Annotated in this window: 19 protein-coding genes and 1 tRNA gene; 10 read left to right on the plus strand and 10 right to left on the minus strand. The window is 67.8% G+C overall.

The genetic code is table 11. The features are described 5' to 3' along the window. Nucleotides 1–285 precede the first annotated feature (285 nt). Nucleotides 286–990: a dienelactone hydrolase family protein gene (locus F8566_RS29280; protein ID WP_151565079.1), complete on the plus strand. Its 705-nt coding sequence runs from the start codon at nt 286–288 to the stop codon at nt 988–990. Nucleotides 991–1,000: 10 nt separating this feature from the next. Here F8566_RS29280 and F8566_RS29285 read toward each other — a convergent pair whose 3' ends face one another. Both F8566_RS29285 and F8566_RS29290 read right to left on the minus strand, forming a co-directional pair. Then, entirely contained in the window at nt 1,001–1,351 is a 351-nt protein-coding gene (locus tag F8566_RS29285) for a VOC family protein (protein ID WP_151565080.1), read from the minus strand. A gap of 398 nt (nt 1,352–1,749) precedes the next feature. Continuing rightward, entirely contained in the window at nt 1,750–2,499 is a 750-nt protein-coding gene (locus F8566_RS29290; RefSeq protein ID WP_151565081.1) for a methyltransferase domain-containing protein, read from the minus strand. A 28-nt stretch (nt 2,500–2,527) separates the two neighbouring features. Between F8566_RS29290 and F8566_RS29295 the strand changes: the two genes are divergently transcribed. The 4 genes from F8566_RS29295 to F8566_RS29310 all read left to right on the plus strand — a co-directional run bounded on the left by F8566_RS29295 (nt 2,528) and on the right by F8566_RS29310 (nt 5,323). Continuing rightward, on the plus strand, nt 2,528–3,025 hold the full coding sequence (locus F8566_RS29295) for a MerR family transcriptional regulator (protein WP_151565082.1): 498 nt from the start codon (nt 2,528–2,530) through the stop codon (nt 3,023–3,025). 87 nt (nt 3,026–3,112) lie between these two features. After that, a complete protein-coding gene (locus F8566_RS29300; RefSeq protein ID WP_151565083.1) occupies nt 3,113–3,346 on the plus strand; it encodes a hypothetical protein in 234 nt (77 codons plus the stop codon). Nucleotides 3,347–3,407: 61 nt separating this feature from the next. Continuing rightward, nucleotides 3,408–4,310, plus strand: coding sequence for an AraC family transcriptional regulator (locus F8566_RS29305; RefSeq protein ID WP_151565084.1), 903 nt, complete (start codon nt 3,408–3,410; stop codon nt 4,308–4,310). A 65-nt stretch (nt 4,311–4,375) separates the two neighbouring features. Beyond that, nucleotides 4,376–5,323: a DMT family transporter gene (locus F8566_RS29310; protein WP_151565085.1), complete on the plus strand. Its 948-nt coding sequence runs from the start codon at nt 4,376–4,378 to the stop codon at nt 5,321–5,323. A 287-nt stretch (nt 5,324–5,610) separates the two neighbouring features. Here F8566_RS29310 and F8566_RS29315 read toward each other — a convergent pair whose 3' ends face one another. From F8566_RS29315 to F8566_RS29330, 4 genes are all read right to left on the minus strand, one after another. Further along, the gene (locus F8566_RS29315; protein ID WP_151565086.1) at nt 5,611–6,480 is read right to left on the minus strand and encodes an aldo/keto reductase; all 870 of its coding nucleotides are present in this window, start codon (nt 6,478–6,480) and stop codon (nt 5,611–5,613) included. A gap of 56 nt (nt 6,481–6,536) precedes the next feature. Then, nucleotides 6,537–7,328: an SDR family NAD(P)-dependent oxidoreductase gene (locus F8566_RS29320; protein ID WP_151565087.1), complete on the minus strand. Its 792-nt coding sequence runs from the start codon at nt 7,326–7,328 to the stop codon at nt 6,537–6,539. 139 nt (nt 7,329–7,467) lie between these two features. Beyond that, on the minus strand, nt 7,468–9,288 hold the full coding sequence (locus F8566_RS29325) for a M64 family metallopeptidase (protein WP_151565088.1): 1,821 nt from the start codon (nt 9,286–9,288) through the stop codon (nt 7,468–7,470). 152 nt (nt 9,289–9,440) lie between these two features. Continuing rightward, on the minus strand, nt 9,441–9,653 hold the full coding sequence (locus tag F8566_RS29330) for a hypothetical protein (protein WP_151565089.1): 213 nt from the start codon (nt 9,651–9,653) through the stop codon (nt 9,441–9,443). A 207-nt stretch (nt 9,654–9,860) separates the two neighbouring features. On the opposite strand from F8566_RS29330, the gene F8566_RS51575 reads away from it, so the two are divergent. The 3 genes from F8566_RS51575 (at nt 9,861) to F8566_RS29340 (ending at nt 10,866) form a co-directional block, all read left to right on the plus strand. After that, nucleotides 9,861–9,980 carry a DLW-39 family protein gene (locus tag F8566_RS51575; RefSeq protein WP_225993632.1) on the plus strand — a complete coding sequence of 40 codons (120 nt, stop codon included), beginning with the start codon at nt 9,861–9,863 and terminating at the stop codon, nt 9,978–9,980. A gap of 47 nt (nt 9,981–10,027) precedes the next feature. Continuing rightward, on the plus strand, nt 10,028–10,762 hold the full coding sequence (locus F8566_RS29335) for an HAD-IA family hydrolase (protein ID WP_192809913.1): 735 nt from the start codon (nt 10,028–10,030) through the stop codon (nt 10,760–10,762). Between the two features lie 31 nt (nt 10,763–10,793). Continuing rightward, nucleotides 10,794–10,866 (plus strand) — tRNA-Ala (locus F8566_RS29340). Nucleotides 10,867–12,211: 1,345 nt separating this feature from the next. Here F8566_RS29340 and F8566_RS29350 read toward each other — a convergent pair. The 3 genes from F8566_RS29350 to F8566_RS52400 all read right to left on the minus strand — a co-directional run bounded on the left by F8566_RS29350 (nt 12,212) and on the right by F8566_RS52400 (nt 13,717). Continuing rightward, a complete protein-coding gene (locus tag F8566_RS29350) occupies nt 12,212–12,481 on the minus strand; it encodes a hypothetical protein (protein ID WP_151565090.1) in 270 nt (89 codons plus the stop codon). Between the two features lie 67 nt (nt 12,482–12,548). Then, the gene (locus tag F8566_RS29355; protein WP_151565091.1) at nt 12,549–13,583 is read right to left on the minus strand and encodes a CHAP domain-containing protein; all 1,035 of its coding nucleotides are present in this window, start codon (nt 13,581–13,583) and stop codon (nt 12,549–12,551) included. Then, nucleotides 13,583–13,717 carry a hypothetical protein gene (locus F8566_RS52400; RefSeq protein ID WP_264159457.1) on the minus strand — a complete coding sequence of 45 codons (135 nt, stop codon included), beginning with the start codon at nt 13,715–13,717 and terminating at the stop codon, nt 13,583–13,585. The genes F8566_RS29355 and F8566_RS52400 overlap by 1 nt, the downstream gene beginning before the upstream one ends. Nucleotides 13,718–14,757: 1,040 nt before the next feature. Between F8566_RS52400 and F8566_RS29360 the strand changes: the two genes are divergently transcribed. Beyond that, on the plus strand, nt 14,758–15,618 hold the full coding sequence (locus F8566_RS29360) for a hypothetical protein (RefSeq protein ID WP_151565092.1): 861 nt from the start codon (nt 14,758–14,760) through the stop codon (nt 15,616–15,618). A 74-nt stretch (nt 15,619–15,692) separates the two neighbouring features. Here F8566_RS29360 and F8566_RS51580 read toward each other — a convergent pair whose 3' ends face one another. Then, nucleotides 15,693–18,122, minus strand: a complete 2,430-nt coding sequence (locus F8566_RS51580) for a terpene synthase family protein (protein WP_225993633.1) — start codon at nt 18,120–18,122, stop codon at nt 15,693–15,695. A gap of 637 nt (nt 18,123–18,759) precedes the next feature. Between F8566_RS51580 and F8566_RS29375 the strand changes: the two genes are divergently transcribed. Then, the gene (locus F8566_RS29375) at nt 18,760–19,368 is read left to right on the plus strand and encodes a DUF1707 SHOCT-like domain-containing protein (protein ID WP_151565093.1); all 609 of its coding nucleotides are present in this window, start codon (nt 18,760–18,762) and stop codon (nt 19,366–19,368) included. Nucleotides 19,369–19,372: the final 4 nt, after the last annotated feature.

The raw sequence follows: 19,372 nt of genomic DNA on the forward strand, positions 1-19,372 counted from the left end.
CAGGGGACGGGCGGTGGGTAGCCGGCCGGACAGTGATCCGCAGGCTGTGCGACGGGGTTGTCCACAGGTTGTGGATTGCTGCGGTGAAGCTGCCGGACGCGGGGTGGGGCGTCCGCGTGCTGTGCGCAAAGCCCTGGAGAACCTGGTCTTTTGGGGATTCCGCTGTGGAGCCGACGCACTCGGCAAGGCGTCCACAGAGGTTCCTGGATGTGTATTTCCTTGCCCTCAGTCTGTGGATAACTTGGCCTGTGCCTAACAGCCTGAGACTGCGTGAGGAGAACGGCCATGGTGCGGACGGATTCGGTACGCGTGACGGATGGAGCGTTCGACCTGTCGGTATGGCTTCCTGAGGCTGGGCGCGGGCCTGGCGTGCTGCTGGTACAGGAGATCTACGGGGTCGGCGAGTACATCCGGGACGTTGCTGAGGAACTCGCCCGCCTGGGGTACGTCGTCGCTGCGCCAGACCTCTTCTGGCGGTTGCAGCCGAACTGGGAGGCCGCCCACACCGAGGAAGGGACCCAACAGTCGCTGGACATGGTTTCCCGCTTCGACCTCCCCCAGGGACTGGCCGACCTAGAAGCGGCGTTCGAGCACCTCAAGGCACTGCCCGAAACGGATGGGGGACCAGGGATACTCGGGTTCTGCTTTGGCGGCACGATGGCCTATCTCCTGGCGGGACGGCTGGAGCCGGCCGCCGTGCTCTCGTTCTACGGCTCGGGTGTCGCCGACCAACTCGCGGTGCTGGACCAGATCGACTGCCCGATCCAGTTCCACTTCGGCGGCTCGGACCCGTACATCCCGCGAGAGAACGTCGCGGCGGTGGAGAAGGCCGTGGAGGGCAGGCCGAACGCCGAGATTCACGTTCAGGAAGATGCCGGGCACGCTTTCCACAACCACCGGTCGGCCATGTTCCACATGCCTGAGCCCGCGCAGCGCGCATGGGAACTCGCCGAAGGGTTTCTGAGCCGCCACCTGCCGGTACGTCGCTGAAATCGACTCGTCAGAGGTCGTAGGCGACCTGGTGGTGCGGCTCGTACAGGCCAAGCTCGGCGCCGCTGGGCAGCTTGATCGCCGTGAGCGTGCCCCAGCCCTCCTCACTCGGCGGCCTGGCGATCTCGACGCCTTGAGAACGCAGGTCGCTGAGCGTCTCCTCCAGGTCGTCGCACATGAGGTAGAGCTCGTGCTGCGGCTCGCCATCGGTGGGATGCGCGGCGATCTCGGCCGGCGGCAGTTTGAAGATCAGCCAGCCGCCGCCCACGTCCACGCCCCGAAAGCCGAGGACATCGCGGATGAACGCCCGGTCCGCATCCGCGTCCCGGCTGTAGACGATGACGTGTACCCCGTTGATCATGCTGTGTGTCTACCCCGCCCGCCGTCATCGACCCAGACCATCTTCGGTCACGGCGGGCGGGCACATGGACGGGCTGATGGCCGGCCGCGGCGCAACGGGATGTGGACGCTCGGCCGCGGCTCGGCGCGAGGTGGATGGTCGGCCCAGGGTCGGCGGGCGGCGGACAGTCGCTCGGGTTCGGTGGGCGGTGGATGGTCGGCTCAAGGTCAGCGCGGGCCGGATGGCGGGCCCAGGATCGCAGGCGGTGGATGGTCGCTTGAGTTCGGTGGGCGGCGAGTGGTTGAGCCCAGGGTCGGTGGGTGGCGAGTGGTTGGCCCAAGGTCGGCGCCAGCCGGGTGGTCGGCCCAGGGTCGGCGGGAGGTGGGGCCTGGTGCTGGGGTGGCGGGGCTGCTTTTGGGTCAGCGGGTGGCGGAGGCGACGAAGAACGGGACGGCCAGGAAGGCGCGGTCCATGTCGGCTCGCTCACGCTGATCGGCCACCCAGGCGTCGGCTTGCGCCTGGCTGATGACGCCTGCTGACGACACGGCTTCGGCCATGCCGGAGACCACTGCCGCGGCGGTCGGTCCGGTCAGCACTCCCGTGTGCACCTCGATCGCGACGTCTTCGAAGCCGGCGTCCAGGAGGAGGTTCCGGCAGCTGCGGGCGATCCGCGGGTTGGCGACGAGGTCCGCGCGGGCGTGAACGATCGTTCGGGTGAGGTGCGGGTCGTCGGAGTCGATGACGAACGTGTCCCAGTCCTGGCCGATCAGGACGATGCGGCCGCCGGGTGCCAGCACGCGTTGTGCTTCGGAGATGGCGCGGGCGGAGTCGTCGAGGGCGTGGAAGACCTTGTCGGCTCGATATCCGCTGACTTCTCCGTCATGAAAGGGCAGCTCGAAGGCCGACCCGAGGCGGAAGTCGCGGTCCGGCCAGCGGTGCCGCGCCGCCGCGATCATCTCCTCGCTGATGTCGACGCCGACGGCTCGTACACCTTGGCCGGCCAGTTCCGTCACGGCTCGTCCGGCGCCGCAGCCGACATCGACCACCAGCGCGCCGGGTGCCGGGGCGAGGAGCTCGTACGAGCGGGCTCGCAGCTGAGCTGCTCCGGGGGCGGCGTCGACGGCGTCGAGCAAGGGGATCAAGGCTTTGATGTCGTCTGTTGTGGACATGCGCGTCATCGTGCGACTTAATGTCGACATGAAGTCAAGCGTCGACGTCGTCTCGATGAGCATCGGCGAGGTCGCGGCCCATTTCGGGCTGGCAACCCATGTGCTGAGGCACTGGGAGTCGATGGGCTTGCTCGCCCCGGCCCGGATCACGGGGGATCGGCGGCGCTACGGCACCGGGGATCTCTACCGGATCGCGATCATCCTCCGGGCCAAGGAGGGCGGCCTGGGGCTGGAGGACATCCGCGCGATGCTGATGGCGCGGGACCCGGCCGAGCGCCGTGCCGTACTGCGCAAGCAGCGAGCCGAACTCGTCCGGCGGATCACCGAGGCGCAGGCGTCTCTCCATCTGATCGACTGCGGGCTCAACTGTGAACATGACGAACTCGCCGAGTGCCCGAATTTCCGGGCCGAGATCGCTGCCCGCGCCCGCCTCCCCGTCCCCGTACCCGCGGATCTCGTGGCCGGGATGCCGCCACGCCCGGCCGTCTACGACTCGCAGAATGATTCGGGCGGGCCGAACGCATGAGCCGACGGATCTCTGCAGCTCAAGGGGCTGATGGCGGTCCCCTGAGCGGCGAACACCAGTTCGATGTCGTGCTACGCTCGCGGACTCATGGGACACCTTCTGAACGAGCCTGTTCGGGCCGAACACGACACGGCCGGACGGCTCACCGCGTACGAATGGCGAGGGTCGCGCTACGCGGTGGACGAGGTCCTGAAGACCTACGGCTCGTCCTCGGACGGCCGTCTCTACCGCGTCCGGATCACAGGAGCCGAAGGCGTGGCGATCGCGGAGCTCAGCCGTGACGCGGATCGCTGGCGGCTCCGGCATCTCTTCTCCGCCTGACGGACCCCTGCCGCCTGAAGGGCTTCTCCCGCCCGGCGGCGACTCGGCACTTGACCGACCCTTGTCGCCAGACGATCGCAAGCCGGATCGAGCGGTCTGGACGCGTATCGGCGGGATCCAGGGCGCGCCTCTCGATCTGCTGACCGCGCGCATCGCCAGCCGGCACTACGCACCGCATGCTCATGAGGAATACGCGATCGGCGTGTGCACCGACGGGCGCGAAGTGATGAGCTACCGGGGCGAACGTCACTACACCGGGCCTGGCGCGTTGGTGATGCTGGAGCCAGGAGAAGCGCATACGGGCGGCCCAGCGGATGCGTGCGGTTTCTCGTACCGGGTGTTCTATCCAAGTGCGGCACTGCTAGCGGAGGGTGCCCTTTGTGCTCCGCATTTCCCAGAGGCTTTCGTCCGGGACGAGGAACTGGCGCACGAGCTCTGGCGCACGCATCGCATGCTTGTCCGGAACGACGACCTGCTCGAAGGCGAGACCCGGCTGCTCGAACTGCTACGTGCCCTCGTACGCAGGCACGGTTCGTCAACGAAGCCGCCCGGGCGGCGTGCGTCCCGCCGTGGCGTCCGGCTGGCCGAGTTTGAATCAGGGGAACGAGGCGACGCCGCCGCGACCCGGATCGCTCGTACAGTGGCAGAGCGCCTGGCGGACGAACTGACCGATCCCCCGCCGCTCGCCGACCTCGCCGCCGATCTCGGGTTGTCGCGTTACCAACTGCTGCGGGCGTTCCGTGACGCCGAAGGCATGCCGCCGTACGCCTGGCTCGCGCAGCACAGGGTCGCCAGAGCCCGTGCCCTGCTCGACGCCGGACATCGCCCGGCCGAGGCGGCGACACTGGTCGGGTTCGCCGACCAGGCCCATCTGACGCGGTGGTTCCGGCGCGTTCTCGGAGTGACGCCCGGCGCGTACCGCAACAGCGTTCAAGACAGCGCCCTTCGCACGCGGCGAAGCTGACCCGGCACGGCGCACCAAGTACGGACGCCGTGCGGGTGAACGCATATGGGCGAACGGAGGACGTGTTGAGTCGCCGCGGGTGGGTGTTGTTCGCGCTGATGAGCGTGCTGTGGGGGATCCCCTACCTGATGATCAAAGTGGCGGTCGAGGATGTCTCGGTGCCCGTCCTCGTGTTCGCACGGACGGCGCTGGGAGCCGCCTTGCTGCTGCCTTTCGCGATGCGCGCCGGTGGATTCGGGATGCTCCGGCGCCACTGGAAATGGCTCGTCGTGTTCTCCCTCCTGGAGATCCTCGGACCGTGGGCGTTGCTGTCCGACGCCGAACGCACGTTGTCCAGTTCGATGACCGGTCTCCTCATCGCCGCCGTGCCCATCGTCGGGGTGCTCGTGGCGCGCCTGGCCGGAGACGCTGAACGGCTCGGACCGGCGCGGTGGGCCGGGCTGCTGCTCGGCCTGGCGGGCGTCGCCGTCCTGGCAGCACCGCATCTGGACGGTGGCAGCGCCTGGTCGATCGGCGAGGTGATGCTCGTCGTGCTCGGGTACTCGACCGCCCCGCTGATCGCCACCCGCAAGCTGCAGGACGTACCGAGCCTGCCGTTGACCACCGCGTGCCTCACGTTCGCCGCGCTCGTCTACATGCCTCCGGCAATCGTGACGTGGCCGGACACGATGCCCAACGGACGCGTGCTCGCCGCCCTCGCAGGCCTCGGCGTCCTCTGCACCGCCCTGGCGTTCATGATTTTTCTGGAGCTCATCCGCGAGGTCGGCACGTCCAGAGCCATGGTCTTCACCTACGTGAACCCGGCCGTCGCCGTCGTCGCCGGTGTGGTCCTGCTCAGCGAACCCCTCACCGCCACGATCGCCATCTCGTTCATCCTGATCCTCTGCGGCTCCGTCCTGGCCACGGTCCGCCAACCCTCACCCCCACCGCCCACCGACACCCCACCCACAGACACGTCACCCACCAACACACCGTCCCCTGACACCCGGCCCGCCGACGCACCGACCCGCTGACGCGCGGACCCGCTGACGCGCGGACCTGCTGACGCGCGGACCTGACGCGCGGACCCGCTGACGCACCGCCTGTCGATGCACCGCCTGTCGATGCACCGCCTGCCGACATGGCGCCTGCCGACGTGCCGTCAGCTGACGTGTGGGGTGGTGACCAGTTCGTGCGGCACCATCCGTGCTGCCGGAGCAATTCGCATGGCCGATGTGCAGCCGACGATGCGCAGTCGGTCCGGTGTTTGCTGGCTGGTGCGTAGCGCTACGCGGGTCTGTGGACGGGGAGGCTGGGGGAATCAACCCAGGGCGGTTAGTTGGTCGATCTCCTCAGGGGAGAGGGAGATGTTGGCGGCGGCGAGGTTGTCATCGAGGTGTGCGACCTTTGACGTGCCGGGGATGGGCAGCATCACGGGTGAGCGATGCAGAAGCCAGGCCAGCGCGAGTTGGGCCGGGGTGGCGTTGTGGCGCTCGGCGGCCTCGGCCAGGATCCCGCCGGGCTCGGCGAGCTTGCCCGTTGCCAGCGGGAACCACGGGATGAAGCCGATCCCCTCGCGTTCGCAATGGTCGAGCAGCGGCTGCGACTTGCGGAAGGTCAGGTTGTAGAGGTTCTGCACGGAGACGATGTCGACGATCTTGCGGGACTCCTCGAGCTCCTCCACCGAGACCTCGGAGAGGCCGATGTGGCGGATTTTGCCCTCGTTCTGCATGTCCCGCAGGGCGCCGAGTTGTTCCTCCAGTGGCACCTTCGCGTCGATGCGATGGAGTTGGTAGAGGTCGATCCGTTCCACCTTGAGCCGCCGGAGGCTCATCTCCAGGCACTGCCGCAGGTATTCGGGGCGGCCGAGGGAGAGCCATTCGCCCGGCCCTGGACGGGTCAGGCCCGCCTTGGTCGCGATCACCAGGTCGTCCGGGTACGGGTGGAGCGCCTCGGCGATGAGGTCCTCGCTGACGTACGGTCCGTACGAGTCGGCGGTGTCGATGAACGTCACGCCGAGCTCGACGGCACGGCGCAGCACGCGGAGGGCCTCGTCGCGGTCGGCGGGCTCGCCCCAGACGCCGGGGCCGGTGATCTGCATGGCGCCGAAGCCAAGCCGATGCACGGGCAGGTCGCCGCCGAGGGCGAACGTGCCGCTCGCGGCCGCCGGGCGGGTGGAGAGGTCAGTCATGGGTTCCCCAGAACGTCGTCGTTGCCGGGTTCCATTGGATCACGGCACGGCGACCATCAGCGCTTGTCACGCTGGCCCTGGGCCAGGCCGCGGGTGATCTTGTCGCTGCCGGCGCGGCGTTGGACCGCAGCCGCGAGGCTGGGGGCCGCACCGCCGATCAGCGCGCCGATGCGCAGGCCCAGCGGGGCGACGTCGACTTCGGCGATGTTCTTGTCGACGGCTCGTACGGTCGCGCGTGCCACATCCTGCGGCGAGCGCGTGCCGACTCCGCGCGGCAGGGTCACGTTGGCGTCGGCGAACATGCCCGCGTCCCTGATGAAGCCGGGGAACACCGTCGAGACCCCGACACCGTGCGGTCGCAGGTCCTCGCGGAGCGCGAGCGCGAAGCCGCGCATCCCGAACTTGGTGGCGTTGTAGATCGAGGCCTGCCCGGAGGCGGTCTTGCCGGACAGCGAGGAGATGAAGACCAGATGTCCCCGGCCACGAGCGGACATCTGCTCTCCCGCCAGCTTCGCCATGACCATCGGTGCGCGCAGGTTGACGTTGAGGGCGCGGTCGATGTCGTCTATCGAGTATTCGGAAAGCAGCCCGGAGCCGGGCAACGCCGCGTTCGCCACAAGAACGTCGATCTCACCGGCTTCAGCGAGCAACTGCTCGGGGGTGGCCGGATCCGCGAGGTCGGCGGCGATCGCGCGACCGCCCAGCCGTTCGGCCAGCGGTTCGAGCACGTCGGTCCGGCGGCCGGTCAGCACCACCTCGCCACCGTGCGCGGCGAACGCCTCGGCGAGCGCCTGGCCGATGCCGCCGGTGGCACCCGTCAGCAGAACTTTCGCGCCTCGTAGCTTCATGGCGGGATGATCCCACTGGCGGTGGCCCGGCGCCATAGCGACGCCCAAGCCCCGAAGGCGGGCGCGAGGCCACCCGCCTTCGGGACGTGGACGTCACCGCCTTCGGGACGTGGACGTCACCGCCTTCGGGACGTGGACGTCAGCCGTTGAGGGTCACGACGAACTTGCCGGCGCGGCCGATGTTGCCGGACGAGTCGATGGCGCGGTACTCGATCGTGTGACGTCCCGTGCCGAGCTTGCCGTACGTCAGATGGTCGATGACGGTGCCGTTCGCGGTGAAAAGGAACGGCGCCTTGGAGTCGGTCGGCCAGCCGAAGTAGTTGAACCAGCCGTCCCCGTCCACCCGGAACTCGGTCACGACTGCGCCGGGGCGGTCGTCCGCACCGGTCAGCCGCATGGTGAACGGTCCGTCGAAGACATACTCGGCAGGCTTGCCCGGCCGCGGCTTGGTCGTCTTTGCGGCCTTGGACAGCTCGTACGTCACGGTCGGCCGGCTTGCGTCGATCGTCCAGGCGCGCGTGCGTGAGCCAAGCTTCGCCACGAGCCGGTGAGCGCCGGGGGAGAGCCGCAGCCGTTCCAGATCGATCGAACGGTCACCGCCTCGTACGCGCCGCCCGTCGACGAACCACGAGATCCGCGGCGTGCGGCGCGCGGGGTGCGTCGTCTCGGCATAGACGACGTCCTTCGCGCCCACGGGGCGGTCGGTCGGGGTCGAAGACGTGAAGTCCGCCGCCTCGTTCGTGGGCGGCGTCTTGACGCGCGTGTCGACCGTCCACGTACGGGTCTGCGTGAGCGCGGCGGACGCGCGGATCTCCGGGTCTCGGACGAACGCGGTCGTGTCGGTGACCGTCACCTTCAGCGTGTGCACACCCGGCCTGATCCGCAGCGTGCGGAGGTCGAGGTTGCTGAGGTCGCGCGCTCCGCGTACGACACGGCCATCGAGCGTCCACTGAACGGACAGATCGCCCCCGGTCGGGTGCATCGTCTCCAGCCACACCACGCGGTCGGCGCCGATCGGGGCGTCGGTGGGGGTGTGCGCCTGAACGAGGTTGACCTTGGCGGAGATCCGCTGCGTCATGCGTTCGCGGGAGACCTGGTCGAAGTAGTAGCCGAGCGTCTTCATCATCGAGTGCCGGCTGGGCCGCCAGACGCCCTTGGTGTTGTAGAGCCCACCTTCGTACCGGCCGATGGTCCCGCCGGATTCGCTCCGTTCTCCGAGCCAGCGCCACCACTTCTTCTTCTGGTCGCGCATCTGCTGCTCGGTGAGGAGGGTGTGGTGGATGGACGCCGGTTCGGGTCCCTCGTACGTGCCGCCGGGGACGCCGCGCTGGTAGTAGTCGTACTCGTCGTCCAGGCCGCCCAGCGAGTGCCCGAGCTCGTGCGGCGTGATCAGCGCCGACAGCGCGTTGCCTCCCGACGCGGTGGCGTACGTGCCGCCTGCGCCGCCGTAGGTGTCGCTGTTGGCCAGGGCGAGGATCTGCCGGTTGGCGGACGAGGTTCCGGTGACCATGTCGGCGTACTTCTTGGCCGCCGAGGAGCTCATCGTCAGCAGGCGCTGGGGACCCTGCGTGGTGCAGCCGCCCCAGAACGCCATGTTCAGCGGCGTCGTGCGGCGCGGGGACTCCAGGGCCGGGTCGCAGCTGACTCCCGACTCCCCCGACTCGATCTCGACGGCGTAGACGTTCACATAGCTGCGGTACGACTTGAACGGCTCGATCGTCCACAGGTCGCTCAGGTGTTTGTCCACATGGGCCCGGAACTTCGGCAGGTCAGCGGTCATGTAACCGTCACCCATGATCACCAGGTTGAAGCGCTTGGCCGGATCCCCGGTGACCTGGATCGGTACCACCTTCGCATCACCGGGCGCCGCGCCCGCTACAGCGCTCGCCGCTCCGATCGGCAGCGCGGCCGTGGCGGTGCCCGTCACCACGGCGATCGCGAGCGTCCTTGCTCTCCTCATGCGCCTACCTCCTCGAGGGCGCGCACGGTGGACGAGGTCGTCCAGGGGGACCGGGCGCGCCGGCTCGACCCGTTGATCAAACGGGCCGCGCCGGATTATCGCGAGTAGATCGGCTTAACACCACACTTCGGGCTGGCGCCTTCCAGTCGTCCTCAGAAGCCGAACCGCCAGAGCACCAGGATGAGCGAGCAGAGGATCAGGCCGGCGGTGCCCAGCGGTGCCTGTCCGAGCATGATCAGCACCATGCACCCGGCGGTGACGACGGCGGCTGCCGTGATCATGCCGCCGCCTCCCGTGCCGCCCTCGGGCTCGGGGGCCTGCCGGAGTTCGCGTTCCCAGAGACCGAAGTCGTCCTCTGCGCTCATGGGACTTCCAGACATTTCGCCGTGCCTGGATTATGCGGCCGATCGGGCCGTTCGGCGAGAGGACGCTGACGAAGATCGACCGGATAACGGTGTGTGGTGCGGAGCGGCCGGGATCGGTTGCTAGGCTGCGGAGAGCCTGGGGAAGAGTTACATGATCGGAACGCCCCCCAGGTTTGGCTTCATAGTCGAGGTGAAGGGGTCCCCACCGTGAAGAAGCTGCTTGTTCTCGCTGTTATTGCTCTTGGCGGCTTCGCTGTCTGGCGTCGGCTCCAGCAGGACCGCGCTGAGCTGGACCTGTGGACCGAGGCCACGTCCTCCGACAGCTGAGATAGTCCCGCGGCGCACGGGAGACTGACTTCGAGGGAGGCCCCGGCGTGAGCGGAGCAGAGCGGATCACTGTCGCCTGCCTCGATCTCGCCGGGACCACTGTGGCCGACGGCGACGCCGTCGCCACGGCCTTCGCCGAGGCGATCGCCACGATGGGGATCGTCGCCGGCACGACCGCGTACGAACGTGCCATGGCGCACGTCCACGATGCCCGCGGCCGCCCCAAGATCGAAGTCTTCCGCTCGCTGTTCGCCGGCGACGAGGCCCGCGCGCAAGCCGCGAACCTCTCGTTCGAACGGTCGTACGACTTGATCGTCGACCGTCGGGGGCTCGTGCCCGTGCCCGGCACCGAGGAGGCCTTGCATCGCCTCGCCAGTGCCGGGGTCCGAGTGTGCCTGCTGACCGGTTTCAGCCGCCGCACCCTCGGCCGGGTCCTCGACACGCTCGGCTGGTGGGGCCGGGTCGACATGGCCCTGTCCCCCGAGGACGGCGGCCGCGGTAGGCCATGGCCTGATCTCATCCTGTCCGCCGCGCTCCGCCTGGGCATCGACGACGTACGGCACATCGCCGTCTGTGGCGACACCGAGAACGACATGCTCTCGGGCCGCCGCGCGGGAGCCTCCATCGTCGCCGGCGTCCTCACCGGAGCCCACGACGCCGACCGCCTCCACAGCGCCGGCGCCACCCACGTCCTCGCCAGCGTGGCCGACTTCCCCGACCTTGTCCTGTCCCCACCACGCTCCCGCCACCACGATGACGCAGTGACCGCCGAGCACAGGTAAGCTTGTCGCGCCCTCCCAGGGGCGCATCCGAGGGGCCTTAGCTCAGTTGGTAGAGCACCGGCTTTGCAAGCCGGGTGTCAGGGGTTCGAATCCCCTAGGCTCCACACACCCCGCCCCCATCCAGACCATGGATGGGGGCGTCCGCGCACCCGAGGCCCAGTGCTTTGAGCCTCCCTCGACTCAAGGGCATGGCCCTCGCTGACGCTCGGACAGGCTCATTGGGGCTCCGCCCCAAACCCCTGCGGGGCTCCGCCCCCGCACCCCCGACACCTTCCGGACTTCAGCCCCTCCGGCACGAAGCACCATGATCGCGTCGAGCCCAGGGCCTCTTCTACGTTTGCTTGCCCGATCGCTTCCTCTTCTTGAGCTCTGCGTTGGCCGTCGTGCTCAGCGCGTCCGCGATCGGAGGCGGGACCGCGATGCGAGAGCAGGCCTATCCACGCGGTCCGGCTTGAGCGATTATCTGGTGATGTGGTGGCTGGTCCCTTTGGGTTTCGTTGCGGTGCTGTTGATCTACGGCGCGTTGGTGGACTGGCGTGCCCGGAGGAGGGGTCACCGGATTCGAGTCAGCGATGCCGCATCTGCCGAGGCGCGTGAGAACCGTCGCGATATGCGGGCTTGGGCGCGAGGCTCCCTCGGGCACAGCGGGGAAGGCATGTCGTGGATGAAGTTCCGTCGTGGCAGACACGGCAATAAGGGCTGAATACAAGTTAAAGGTCCGAAATATATGCGGAATGATCCAAAGGCGTAGCGAGATCGAAGCGGAGCCGCGTGCAGGTCAGCAGTCGTTTCCACGCGCTGCCCGGCAGGCCGCTTGGGCGTGCGACCGCCGCTGGCTTTGTCCGACCTGCGGCTGACGGCAGTTTCGGATACGCGCCGCCGCGTTCACGAGTTGCCTGCGGAGCCTTCCCTGAAGGCTCGTGCCACCATCTCCATGACCTGACGACGCAGCGACTTGTACAACAGCGGATCCATGCCCTCTGCACGGAAGACCGCGTCCGTGAAGGAATCAACGTCCCCCGGTGGCGCATCGCAAAGAGTGGCCTGGTCGTCTGGCGCCAGGCAAAAGCCAGGCGGACGCACAAGTCACGGAGCAGGAAGGCTACGTCCTCGCGAGACAAACCTTGGGCATCCATGCAGCTCATGATGACCGGCTCCGTCCCGCAAGTCAGGTTGTTTTCTTTCGCTTGAAGCGCGACGCGGGTGGGCCGGAGGAGTGCAGGGGCGTAGATCCACGCGCGAAGCCTTCCATACCTTCAGTGGTGACAGGGACCGGCGTATAGCCATTGATGCTGGTGACGCCGTCCTGGGCCTGCCTCCGCAGGCTGTGACGAAACTGTCGTTCTTAGCGGCGCCTTGGAGTGGAGACCTGTGGCGGAAAAGTTGGTCGGTCCGCGCCACGTTCGATCGCCGGTGGCGACCGCTCGCTGCTTGCGTGCGCCGGTCTGCTCAGTCCTCGGTGATGCCCATGTCAAATGCGAAGGTCTGCAGGAACTTCCGGTACGCGGGGTCGGTCTCTGCGGCTGCCAACGCGGCCAATTCCTCGACCAGGCGCTGCTTCTCCTCGTCCGCTAGCTGATTGAGCAGGTAAGAGGCGTACTCCATCTGCTTGAGCGCCGTGCGGTCGTCCAGCACGGAGTCGTCACACGTCTCGAAGAACCATGTGTACGCAACGACGGTCTGGAGGAGTTGCCGCACCAGCCCGGGAGAATTGTTCATCCCCGCTTCCTTCCGACAGGGGGAACGCCCCGATCCAGCTGTGGATCGGGGCGTTCACGGTGATTGCTCAGGAGGCGTCCCAGGCGACGGCGACCGCGCCGTCGTCCTCGCGACGGATGCTGACGCCGTCGGTCGTCTTGGGGTCGCGGAACCGAATCCACGGCTTTGGCTTGGCGGAGTCGACGACCAGGATCTCCGAGTACCAGCCCTTCGCGTCGTGGATCGCGACCCGGATGCTGGCCGGCGGGAGCTGCTGGATCCCGTTGTCGCCCCAGAAACCGATCGCTGTGGCGTCACCGGGGTGGATCGAAATCGGGGTGATCGCGGCGGGGCCGTTGTTGAGCTGTCCGTAATACCGCACTTCGTCGTCCTCCTCGGGGGGACGGGGGGAAAGGGCCTTCTGGAGCGCGGCCGCGGTGCGGGAGCCATAGACCCCGGCCGTCTCGCTGATGTCGTGCTTGCGCTGGAACGAGGTGACGGCGTTCACGGTCTCGACGCCGTAGTCGCCGTCGGCGCCGAACTCGGGCAGCCGTTCCCCGGCCTTCATGAGGGCGTTCTGCAGGTCGCGCACGCGGTCGCCGACGTCTCCGCGGCGCAGCGTCGCTGCTGGCGCCTTGCCGTTCCACTTGTACGCGGTATAGGCGGGGCGGCCGTATCCGGCGATCGAGGAGGCGGAACGGACGCGGCGTTTGCAAGCGTCGCCGGTGTTGCCTTCGATGGTCTGGACGCGTCCGCCGCCGAGGACCTTCTCGACGATGCCGACGTGGTCGATCGCGCCGATGGTGTTGGAGGAGCCCCAGTCGAAGAAGACGATGTCGCCCGGCTTGGCCTTGTCGATGTTGGCGGCGGTGCCGGTGTACCAGCGCTTGATCTTCTGGAAGTCCTGCGCGTGCCAGACGGTGTAGGCGCGGTCTCCGGCGGGGAGCACGGCGTCGGCGTTGCCGGAGCGGCGGGCCCATTCGGTCACCGCGATGTCGCACCAGGGTGCGCGGAGGAAGCCGTCGCCGTGGCGGGAGGCGTACGCGCGGGTGAGGGTGTTGGGGCGGCCCGAGGTGCCCAGCCATTTCCGGGCCTCGGCGATCATTGCTGACGCGCTGCCCATCAGCCGCCCCCGCGGTAGAAGCCGTCGGGATCGGGTTCGCCGTAGATGTCCACGAGGACGCGGTCCTCGTCGGCTTCCGTGGCGTGGTGCGCCTCGGGCTCGGCCTCGGGGGGAATCGGAGGCGGATCAGTCATGTCGGATCTCCTGCGATTTGGCGATGATGTTGAGTATTGCGGGGCAAGTCGGCATAGAGACCGAAATTACGGCAATGTTCAACCCCGCCGTGGGAGATTTGCTGCGGACGATCGCCGCCTCACGCACGTCCCTCAACCGGACAAATAGCCCAAAGCGGCGCTATCGTGAGCGCGGCGATGCAGGTGTCGCGGCCTCGCCGCTCATTCGTTCAGCCCGGTTCGCTCCGGCCTTGGCCGCCTGATGCGACATTCATCTGTGGGCCCGCAGAGGCAAGCACCAGGGGACATCGTCACGCCTGACATACCTGTCACGTTCGGCGGTGGCGCGGGCGTCGGCCTTTGCTGCGCACGGCGCGCCCCCACCCAAGCGTCGTAGTCGGCGATGTCTAGGGCGCGCGCCGGTCGCACACCGCCAGTCCTCCAGCCCTTCGGTGAACACCGGGGACATGAGAAACGAACGGTCCGTTCCTCAACGGTCCGTTCCTCAACGGTCCGTTCCTCAACGGTCCGTTCCTCAACGGTCCGTCCCGCAATGGTCCGTCTCCCGCCGCGCGTCGGTCAGCTCGTCGAAGACCTCGCAGGTCACCGGCGGCAAGCCCAGGCGTTACCGCAGCGGCACCACCACCGCGCGCGGCAGGTCGACCCACAGCATCCGAAGGCGGTCGAAATCACCGACAACGCCGTGGAGCAGGTACGACATGTCCGCACTCCAGAGCGAGCAGCGCCACTCCAGGTTGAGGAGACACGTCCCGGAGCAGTGGCCAGCCCACCGCCATCACCAGCGCTTCCCAAAGGAATCTCGGGCTTGCGGCGGTGAGGTTCCTGGGCTCAGCAGTCCGCTGGTGTCATCGGCCGCCATTTGTGAAACCGTGCATTTCGTCGGACGAGGATGAGCTGATCGAACATTGGACGCCACCACAGCAGCCTGCTTCCGGCCGAAAGTGAGGTGAGTGGTGACGGAACGGTTCAGGAGGACTCCCCGCGCGGATGGAATCGTACGTGGACATCTCGCAAGGACCTGGCGCGCCGCCTCGCCCGAGGTGAGAGCCGGTGTACGGCTCAGCCTGGTGCTGGGCACAGTGCTGCTCCTGGCAGGCATCGTCGTGGACGAGACGACGGGCTGGTTGGAGGGGCGCGGATTCCTGACGAACGTCCTGTCCTCACTGACCGGATTCTTCTTTGCGGTGCCACTCGCGGTGCTTGTGCTGAGCGAGGTGAACGCCGGGCAGGAGGAGCGGCGAGCCGTGCGCGCAATGCTGGAAAGAGCGTCCACGGCGGCGGAGTCGATCGCTCTCAGCGGAGCGGTACTCGCCCCGCCGGAGCCCAGTGACCTGCGAGCCCGGGCGACGCAGGCACGACGCCGAGCCATGGCGATCGAGTCGGCCATCGCCCCGGATGCCGATGACCGGCTGGCTGCCGCAGCCGAGGCACTGACGGCGTTCCTGAACGGCTGGACGGCCAGTTGGCTCGAGCCCTCCGCGGTGGCCGCCTCGCTGGTCTCAATGGAGCATCACTGCGAAGAGCTCACCAGGATCAGCGCCCGGCTTGCCGATCTCACCGGTCCACTTGCAGGCCTCCCCTTCCAGCCGGCCTCCTTCTCGTCAGACGCCGCCGACTGGAGACTGGCGGACTCCACGCTGCACGAGGAGATCGGCTCGGCACTCGCCGGCATCCGCGACCTGCGCGGCGAGTGGGCCAGCCGGCCGACCGGACTCGATCAGGCGACACTCCGCGCTCTCGTGCTGACCACCCGCACTCACGACGTCACCGCCGTCCTGGCCGCCATTGACGCCGCGGTCACCAGCGCGGACCGGCTCACCGAGCTTGCGCGCAGAGCCCGCGCCCTCGACACCACGCTGACCTTCGACGGCCGTCCTCTCCGTGATCATCTTGTCGCCTAGCCGGGGACGCGGTCCGACGGGCGGGACGTGGCAGGGCACAGCCGACCGGGGGGCGGGCCGGCTGTGCCCAAACTCTATTTGGGGGAGGTCGGACGGGCGGCGGAGAGTGGACGTGCTGCGGAGGTGCCGAGGCCCGTGGGGCCGAGGCTTGGTTTCTGCGGGGCATGTGGGGTGGCCGTCCTCGGTGAGGGTCCGTGGTGGCGGACAAGGGCGGACTCCCTGTAGCGGTGGCAGCCGGCATGCCAGTTCAGGATCCCGGACATCCAGTGCTGCAGCTCCACCACGTACTCGTCGAGGGTTGTGCGGGCTTCCGGGCTCAGCTCGGCGTCTTCGTACAGGATGGGCAGCTCGTGATCGGCCACGTATTGGAACTGGCGCATCCGCGAGGTCATCAGGTCCGTGACGATCGACAGCGCGGTGGGGTAGTCGCACTGGAAGAAGTTCTGGACGACGAGGACGCCGTTGTGGACCTCGCCCTCGAACTCGATCTCCTTCTGGTACGAGAACACGTCGTTGGCCAGGGCGGCATAGTCCATGGCCGCGTTCTCCAGCGAACACATCGGGCCGCTTGCGTAGATCTCCGACGGCACCTGGCGCTCATGGGCAAGCCGGCAGAGGCTCATGGTGAGTTCGGAGCCGAAGGTCTTCCGGCGCATCTCGATGTAGTCGACCGGGTCAGGGATCCGGTTCTCCGCCTGGTTGGTGAGCTCCCAGAGCCAGCTGTCGATCATCTCCTCGATCGCGGTGCGGAACTTCTCTCGCGCGCTCACCGACATCGGCCCGGCCGTACGGGCCCACAGGTCGGCCAGCGCTCGTTCTATCGGCGTCACAGGCACGGCTCCGGCCGCATGCGCGGCGTCTGGTCCGCTGCCGGGCGTCGGGCGATCGACCTCCGCGCCGTTCACCGTGACCTCCTCCGCGCCGTTCACCGCGGGCACGGTCCCCTCCACCGCGGTGCCGTCCACCGCGGTGCCGTCCACCGCGGTGCCGTCCACCGCGGTGCCGTTCACGGCGGGCGCGGTGCCGTTCACCGCCGGGTCTTGGGTCGGCATGAACAGGCGTAGTCGTTCGTTGCACAGCTTCGCCCCGGCCAGATCCCGTGTACGGCCGAAGGCCACGGGATAGAGGTCGTCGGCGTACGTGCCCCAGGTCAACCAGCCTGACGTGAGGTCGAGTTCTTCGGGCGAGGCATCAGGGTGGATGCCGGCGGCGCACAACGGGAGGTCGTAGTCCGCCAGCTTGTCCTCGTCCCAGATCTCCGAGCCCGGCACGCCTGGCTGCGGATGGAGGAGCCCCATCCTGCCCGCCCAGTCGACCAGGTTGCGTCGTGCGGCGTTCAGATGCGGGCTGATGGTGGTGGGGAACGGCATGTAGAGGTCGGGAATCCGCGACGGCCCGACCCTCTCGTACGGCGTGTGCGTGAAGCCGCGGAGCCTGCTCAGCAACGCCTTGATGTTCGCCGCCGACATGCCGAGGCCGTTGAGTTCGTTGATTCCCGCCGGGGTGAGCGCCGCTTTCTTGTTCATGTAGCGGCTGGAGCGCATGTGCCATTCATGCCCGCCCGACTGCCAGTCCTGGAGGCCTTTGACGTACGCGAGAACCTTGGCGCACGACGCCGGATCCAGTCCCTTCTCGGCGAAGAGCGGGCTCAGCTCGGTGAGCGCCGTGTGCTCGAACTGCTGAAGGCGCGAGGTGAGCAGGTCGTTGACCGCGTCCGCAGCCTGCTGGGTCGTGCAATTGAGAAACGTCTCCAGAACGAGGACACCGTTGGCCAGTTCCCCTTCGTCCTCTGTCTCCCGCTGGTACGAGAAGAGATCGTTGCGTAGGTGTACGGCGTCCGAGAACGAGTCGCGCAACACCTGCAAGGGCCGGGAGCCGGCGACCGTGGCGGGCACCTCGGCTCGTGCGGCGTGTTCCACAAGGCCGGCGGACCACGGCGCTCCACCGACCTTGCGGCGCATCTCGATGTACTCGACGGGGTTGGGGATGCGCCGTGCGTTGATATTGGAGAGTTCCCAGAGTGACTCGTTCAGGAGGTTCGCGGTGCTCTCGGCGAAGCGCGCGCGCCACGCCATGGTCATGGTGGGTACGCTCCGCGCCCACAAATCCGCCAAGCCCGCCTCTACGGGATTGGTCGGCTCGGGTGTCCCGGCGGCGAGGTCCATCGGCATGAAGGCGGGCAGCCTGTCCAGGTGCTCCTTGCCGCCCTCGCGGTCGTGCGTGCGCTTGTAGCGCTCCAGGAAGTGGTCGTCGAAGAAGAACACCCAGATGTACCACTCGGTGATCAGCGTCAGCTCGGGGCCGTCGCAGTCCGGATGGGTGTACGCGCACAGCAGGGGATAGTCGTGGGCGTCGAGATCCGCCTCGTCCCAGATGCCGGAGCCCTTCAGCATCCCGAGATCACGCGTCCATATCTTGGACTCCTCACGTGCAGTTTCGAGATGCGGGTTGATCCGCGCGGGGTACGGCATATAGAAGTCCGGCAGCTCAAAAGGCTGTGACATTGATGTGCCTTCCGGTTGTGGGGGACGGCGGTGACGGAGGGTCAGCAGGCGTAACCGGTAGGAGATGATGCCCCGGTCATGCCAGGCCACAAACTCCACTCGCGGCAACGGCCAGCGGCCAGGGCGGTCACTGAGAGCACCCCTCTCGGTAACTTGCCGGGAGCCTCTCTCAACCCGCCAACCTCCCCCAGCTGCTTACGCTGCCGTTTGAGCTGCTCGCCGACGTTGGCTCCTCGGCACTGCTGCGTCGGCAGGTCTACGCCTAACGGGCGTGGCTGGTCTGCGCGGATCCGGCTCGGCAGGTCTACGCCTAACTGGCCAGGCAGGTCTGCGCCCAATTGGCCCGGCTGGTCTGCGCTGGCGAGCTCGGTAGTTCGTGCGGATCCGGCTCGGCTGGTGTGCGCCTGACGAGCTTCGCAGTCTGTGCGCATTGGGCTCGGCTTGTGTGCGCTTTACGGGCTCGGCAGTCTGCGCGGATCTGGCTCGGGATGGCGTGCACGTTACTGGCTCACTGGGTCGGCTGGTCCGCGCGTTTGCTGACCCACTCCCTCGGCTGGTCTGTGTGTATGACCTCGTTGTTTACGGCTCTGGCTCGTGGTGCTGGGCTATACGTATCTGCTCTGGGTAGGGAGCCGTTATGAAAGACCACAGCGAGAAGGCGCGCGCGGGTCGTTCGGCGGTAGTGGCATCGGACGCTGAACGCAACGCCGTCATCGCGCGGTTGAACCAGGCGTGCGGCGAGGGGTTGCTGAGCCTGCGGGAGTTCAGCGAACGGGTGGAGGACGCACAAGTGGTGCGTACCCGTGCCGAACTCGATGAGCTCATCGACGACCTTCCGGCGCAAGGTGACGCTCCCGAAATCCGTACCCAATGGCATGTGGCGGCGATGGGCGGGCTACGCCGCCACGGTCGCTGGCACATGGACCGCCATCTGGTGTCACTCGCCGTCATCGGCGGCACCAACCTCGACCTGCGCGAGGCTGATATCGCTGCTCCGGAGGTGACGCTGACGAAAATCTCTCTGCTCGGCGGCGTCTCAGTGTGTGTGCCCCGGGGCGTGCGGGTTGTGTTGGAACGCCGTGGACTGCTCGGTGCGCTGGCACTCGGCCTCCTCGGCTCCGCCAACGGCGCGGACGGTGACGAGTGCGGTCAGGGTGACTCCGATGTCCCCACCGTGCGTGTACGAGCGTTCTCCTTGCTCGGCGGCGTCACCGTTCAGGAACCGCCCCTGAGACACTCCGCCTGACCAG

The sequence above is a fragment of the Actinomadura rudentiformis genome, assembly GCF_008923185.1.
Classification (GTDB): Bacteria; Actinomycetota; Actinomycetes; order Streptosporangiales; family Streptosporangiaceae; genus Spirillospora; species Spirillospora rudentiformis.

Coding starts and splice junctions, on each gene's coding strand:
- F8566_RS29280 (WP_151565079.1), top strand. CDS start 286: ATGGTGCGGACGGATTCGGTACGCGTGACGGATGGAGCGTTCGACCTG.
- F8566_RS29285 (WP_151565080.1), bottom strand. CDS start 1,351: ATGATCAACGGGGTACACGTCATCGTCTACAGCCGGGACGCGGATGCG.
- F8566_RS29290 (WP_151565081.1), bottom strand. CDS start 2,499: ATGTCCACAACAGACGACATCAAAGCCTTGATCCCCTTGCTCGACGCC.
- F8566_RS29295 (WP_151565082.1), top strand. CDS start 2,528: ATGAAGTCAAGCGTCGACGTCGTCTCGATGAGCATCGGCGAGGTCGCG.
- F8566_RS29300 (WP_151565083.1), top strand. CDS start 3,113: ATGGGACACCTTCTGAACGAGCCTGTTCGGGCCGAACACGACACGGCC.
- F8566_RS29315 (WP_151565086.1), bottom strand. CDS start 6,480: ATGACTGACCTCTCCACCCGCCCGGCGGCCGCGAGCGGCACGTTCGCC.
- F8566_RS29320 (WP_151565087.1), bottom strand. CDS start 7,328: ATGAAGCTACGAGGCGCGAAAGTTCTGCTGACGGGTGCCACCGGCGGC.
- F8566_RS29325 (WP_151565088.1), bottom strand. CDS start 9,288: ATGAGGAGAGCAAGGACGCTCGCGATCGCCGTGGTGACGGGCACCGCC.
- F8566_RS29330 (WP_151565089.1), bottom strand. CDS start 9,653: ATGAGCGCAGAGGACGACTTCGGTCTCTGGGAACGCGAACTCCGGCAG.
- F8566_RS29350 (WP_151565090.1), bottom strand. CDS start 12,481: ATGAACAATTCTCCCGGGCTGGTGCGGCAACTCCTCCAGACCGTCGTT.
- F8566_RS29355 (WP_151565091.1), bottom strand. CDS start 13,583: ATGGGCAGCGCGTCAGCAATGATCGCCGAGGCCCGGAAATGGCTGGGC.
- F8566_RS52400 (WP_264159457.1), bottom strand. CDS start 13,717: ATGACTGATCCGCCTCCGATTCCCCCCGAGGCCGAGCCCGAGGCGCAC.
- F8566_RS51580 (WP_225993633.1), bottom strand. CDS start 18,122: ATGTCACAGCCTTTTGAGCTGCCGGACTTCTATATGCCGTACCCCGCG.
- F8566_RS29375 (WP_151565093.1), top strand. CDS start 18,760: ATGAAAGACCACAGCGAGAAGGCGCGCGCGGGTCGTTCGGCGGTAGTG.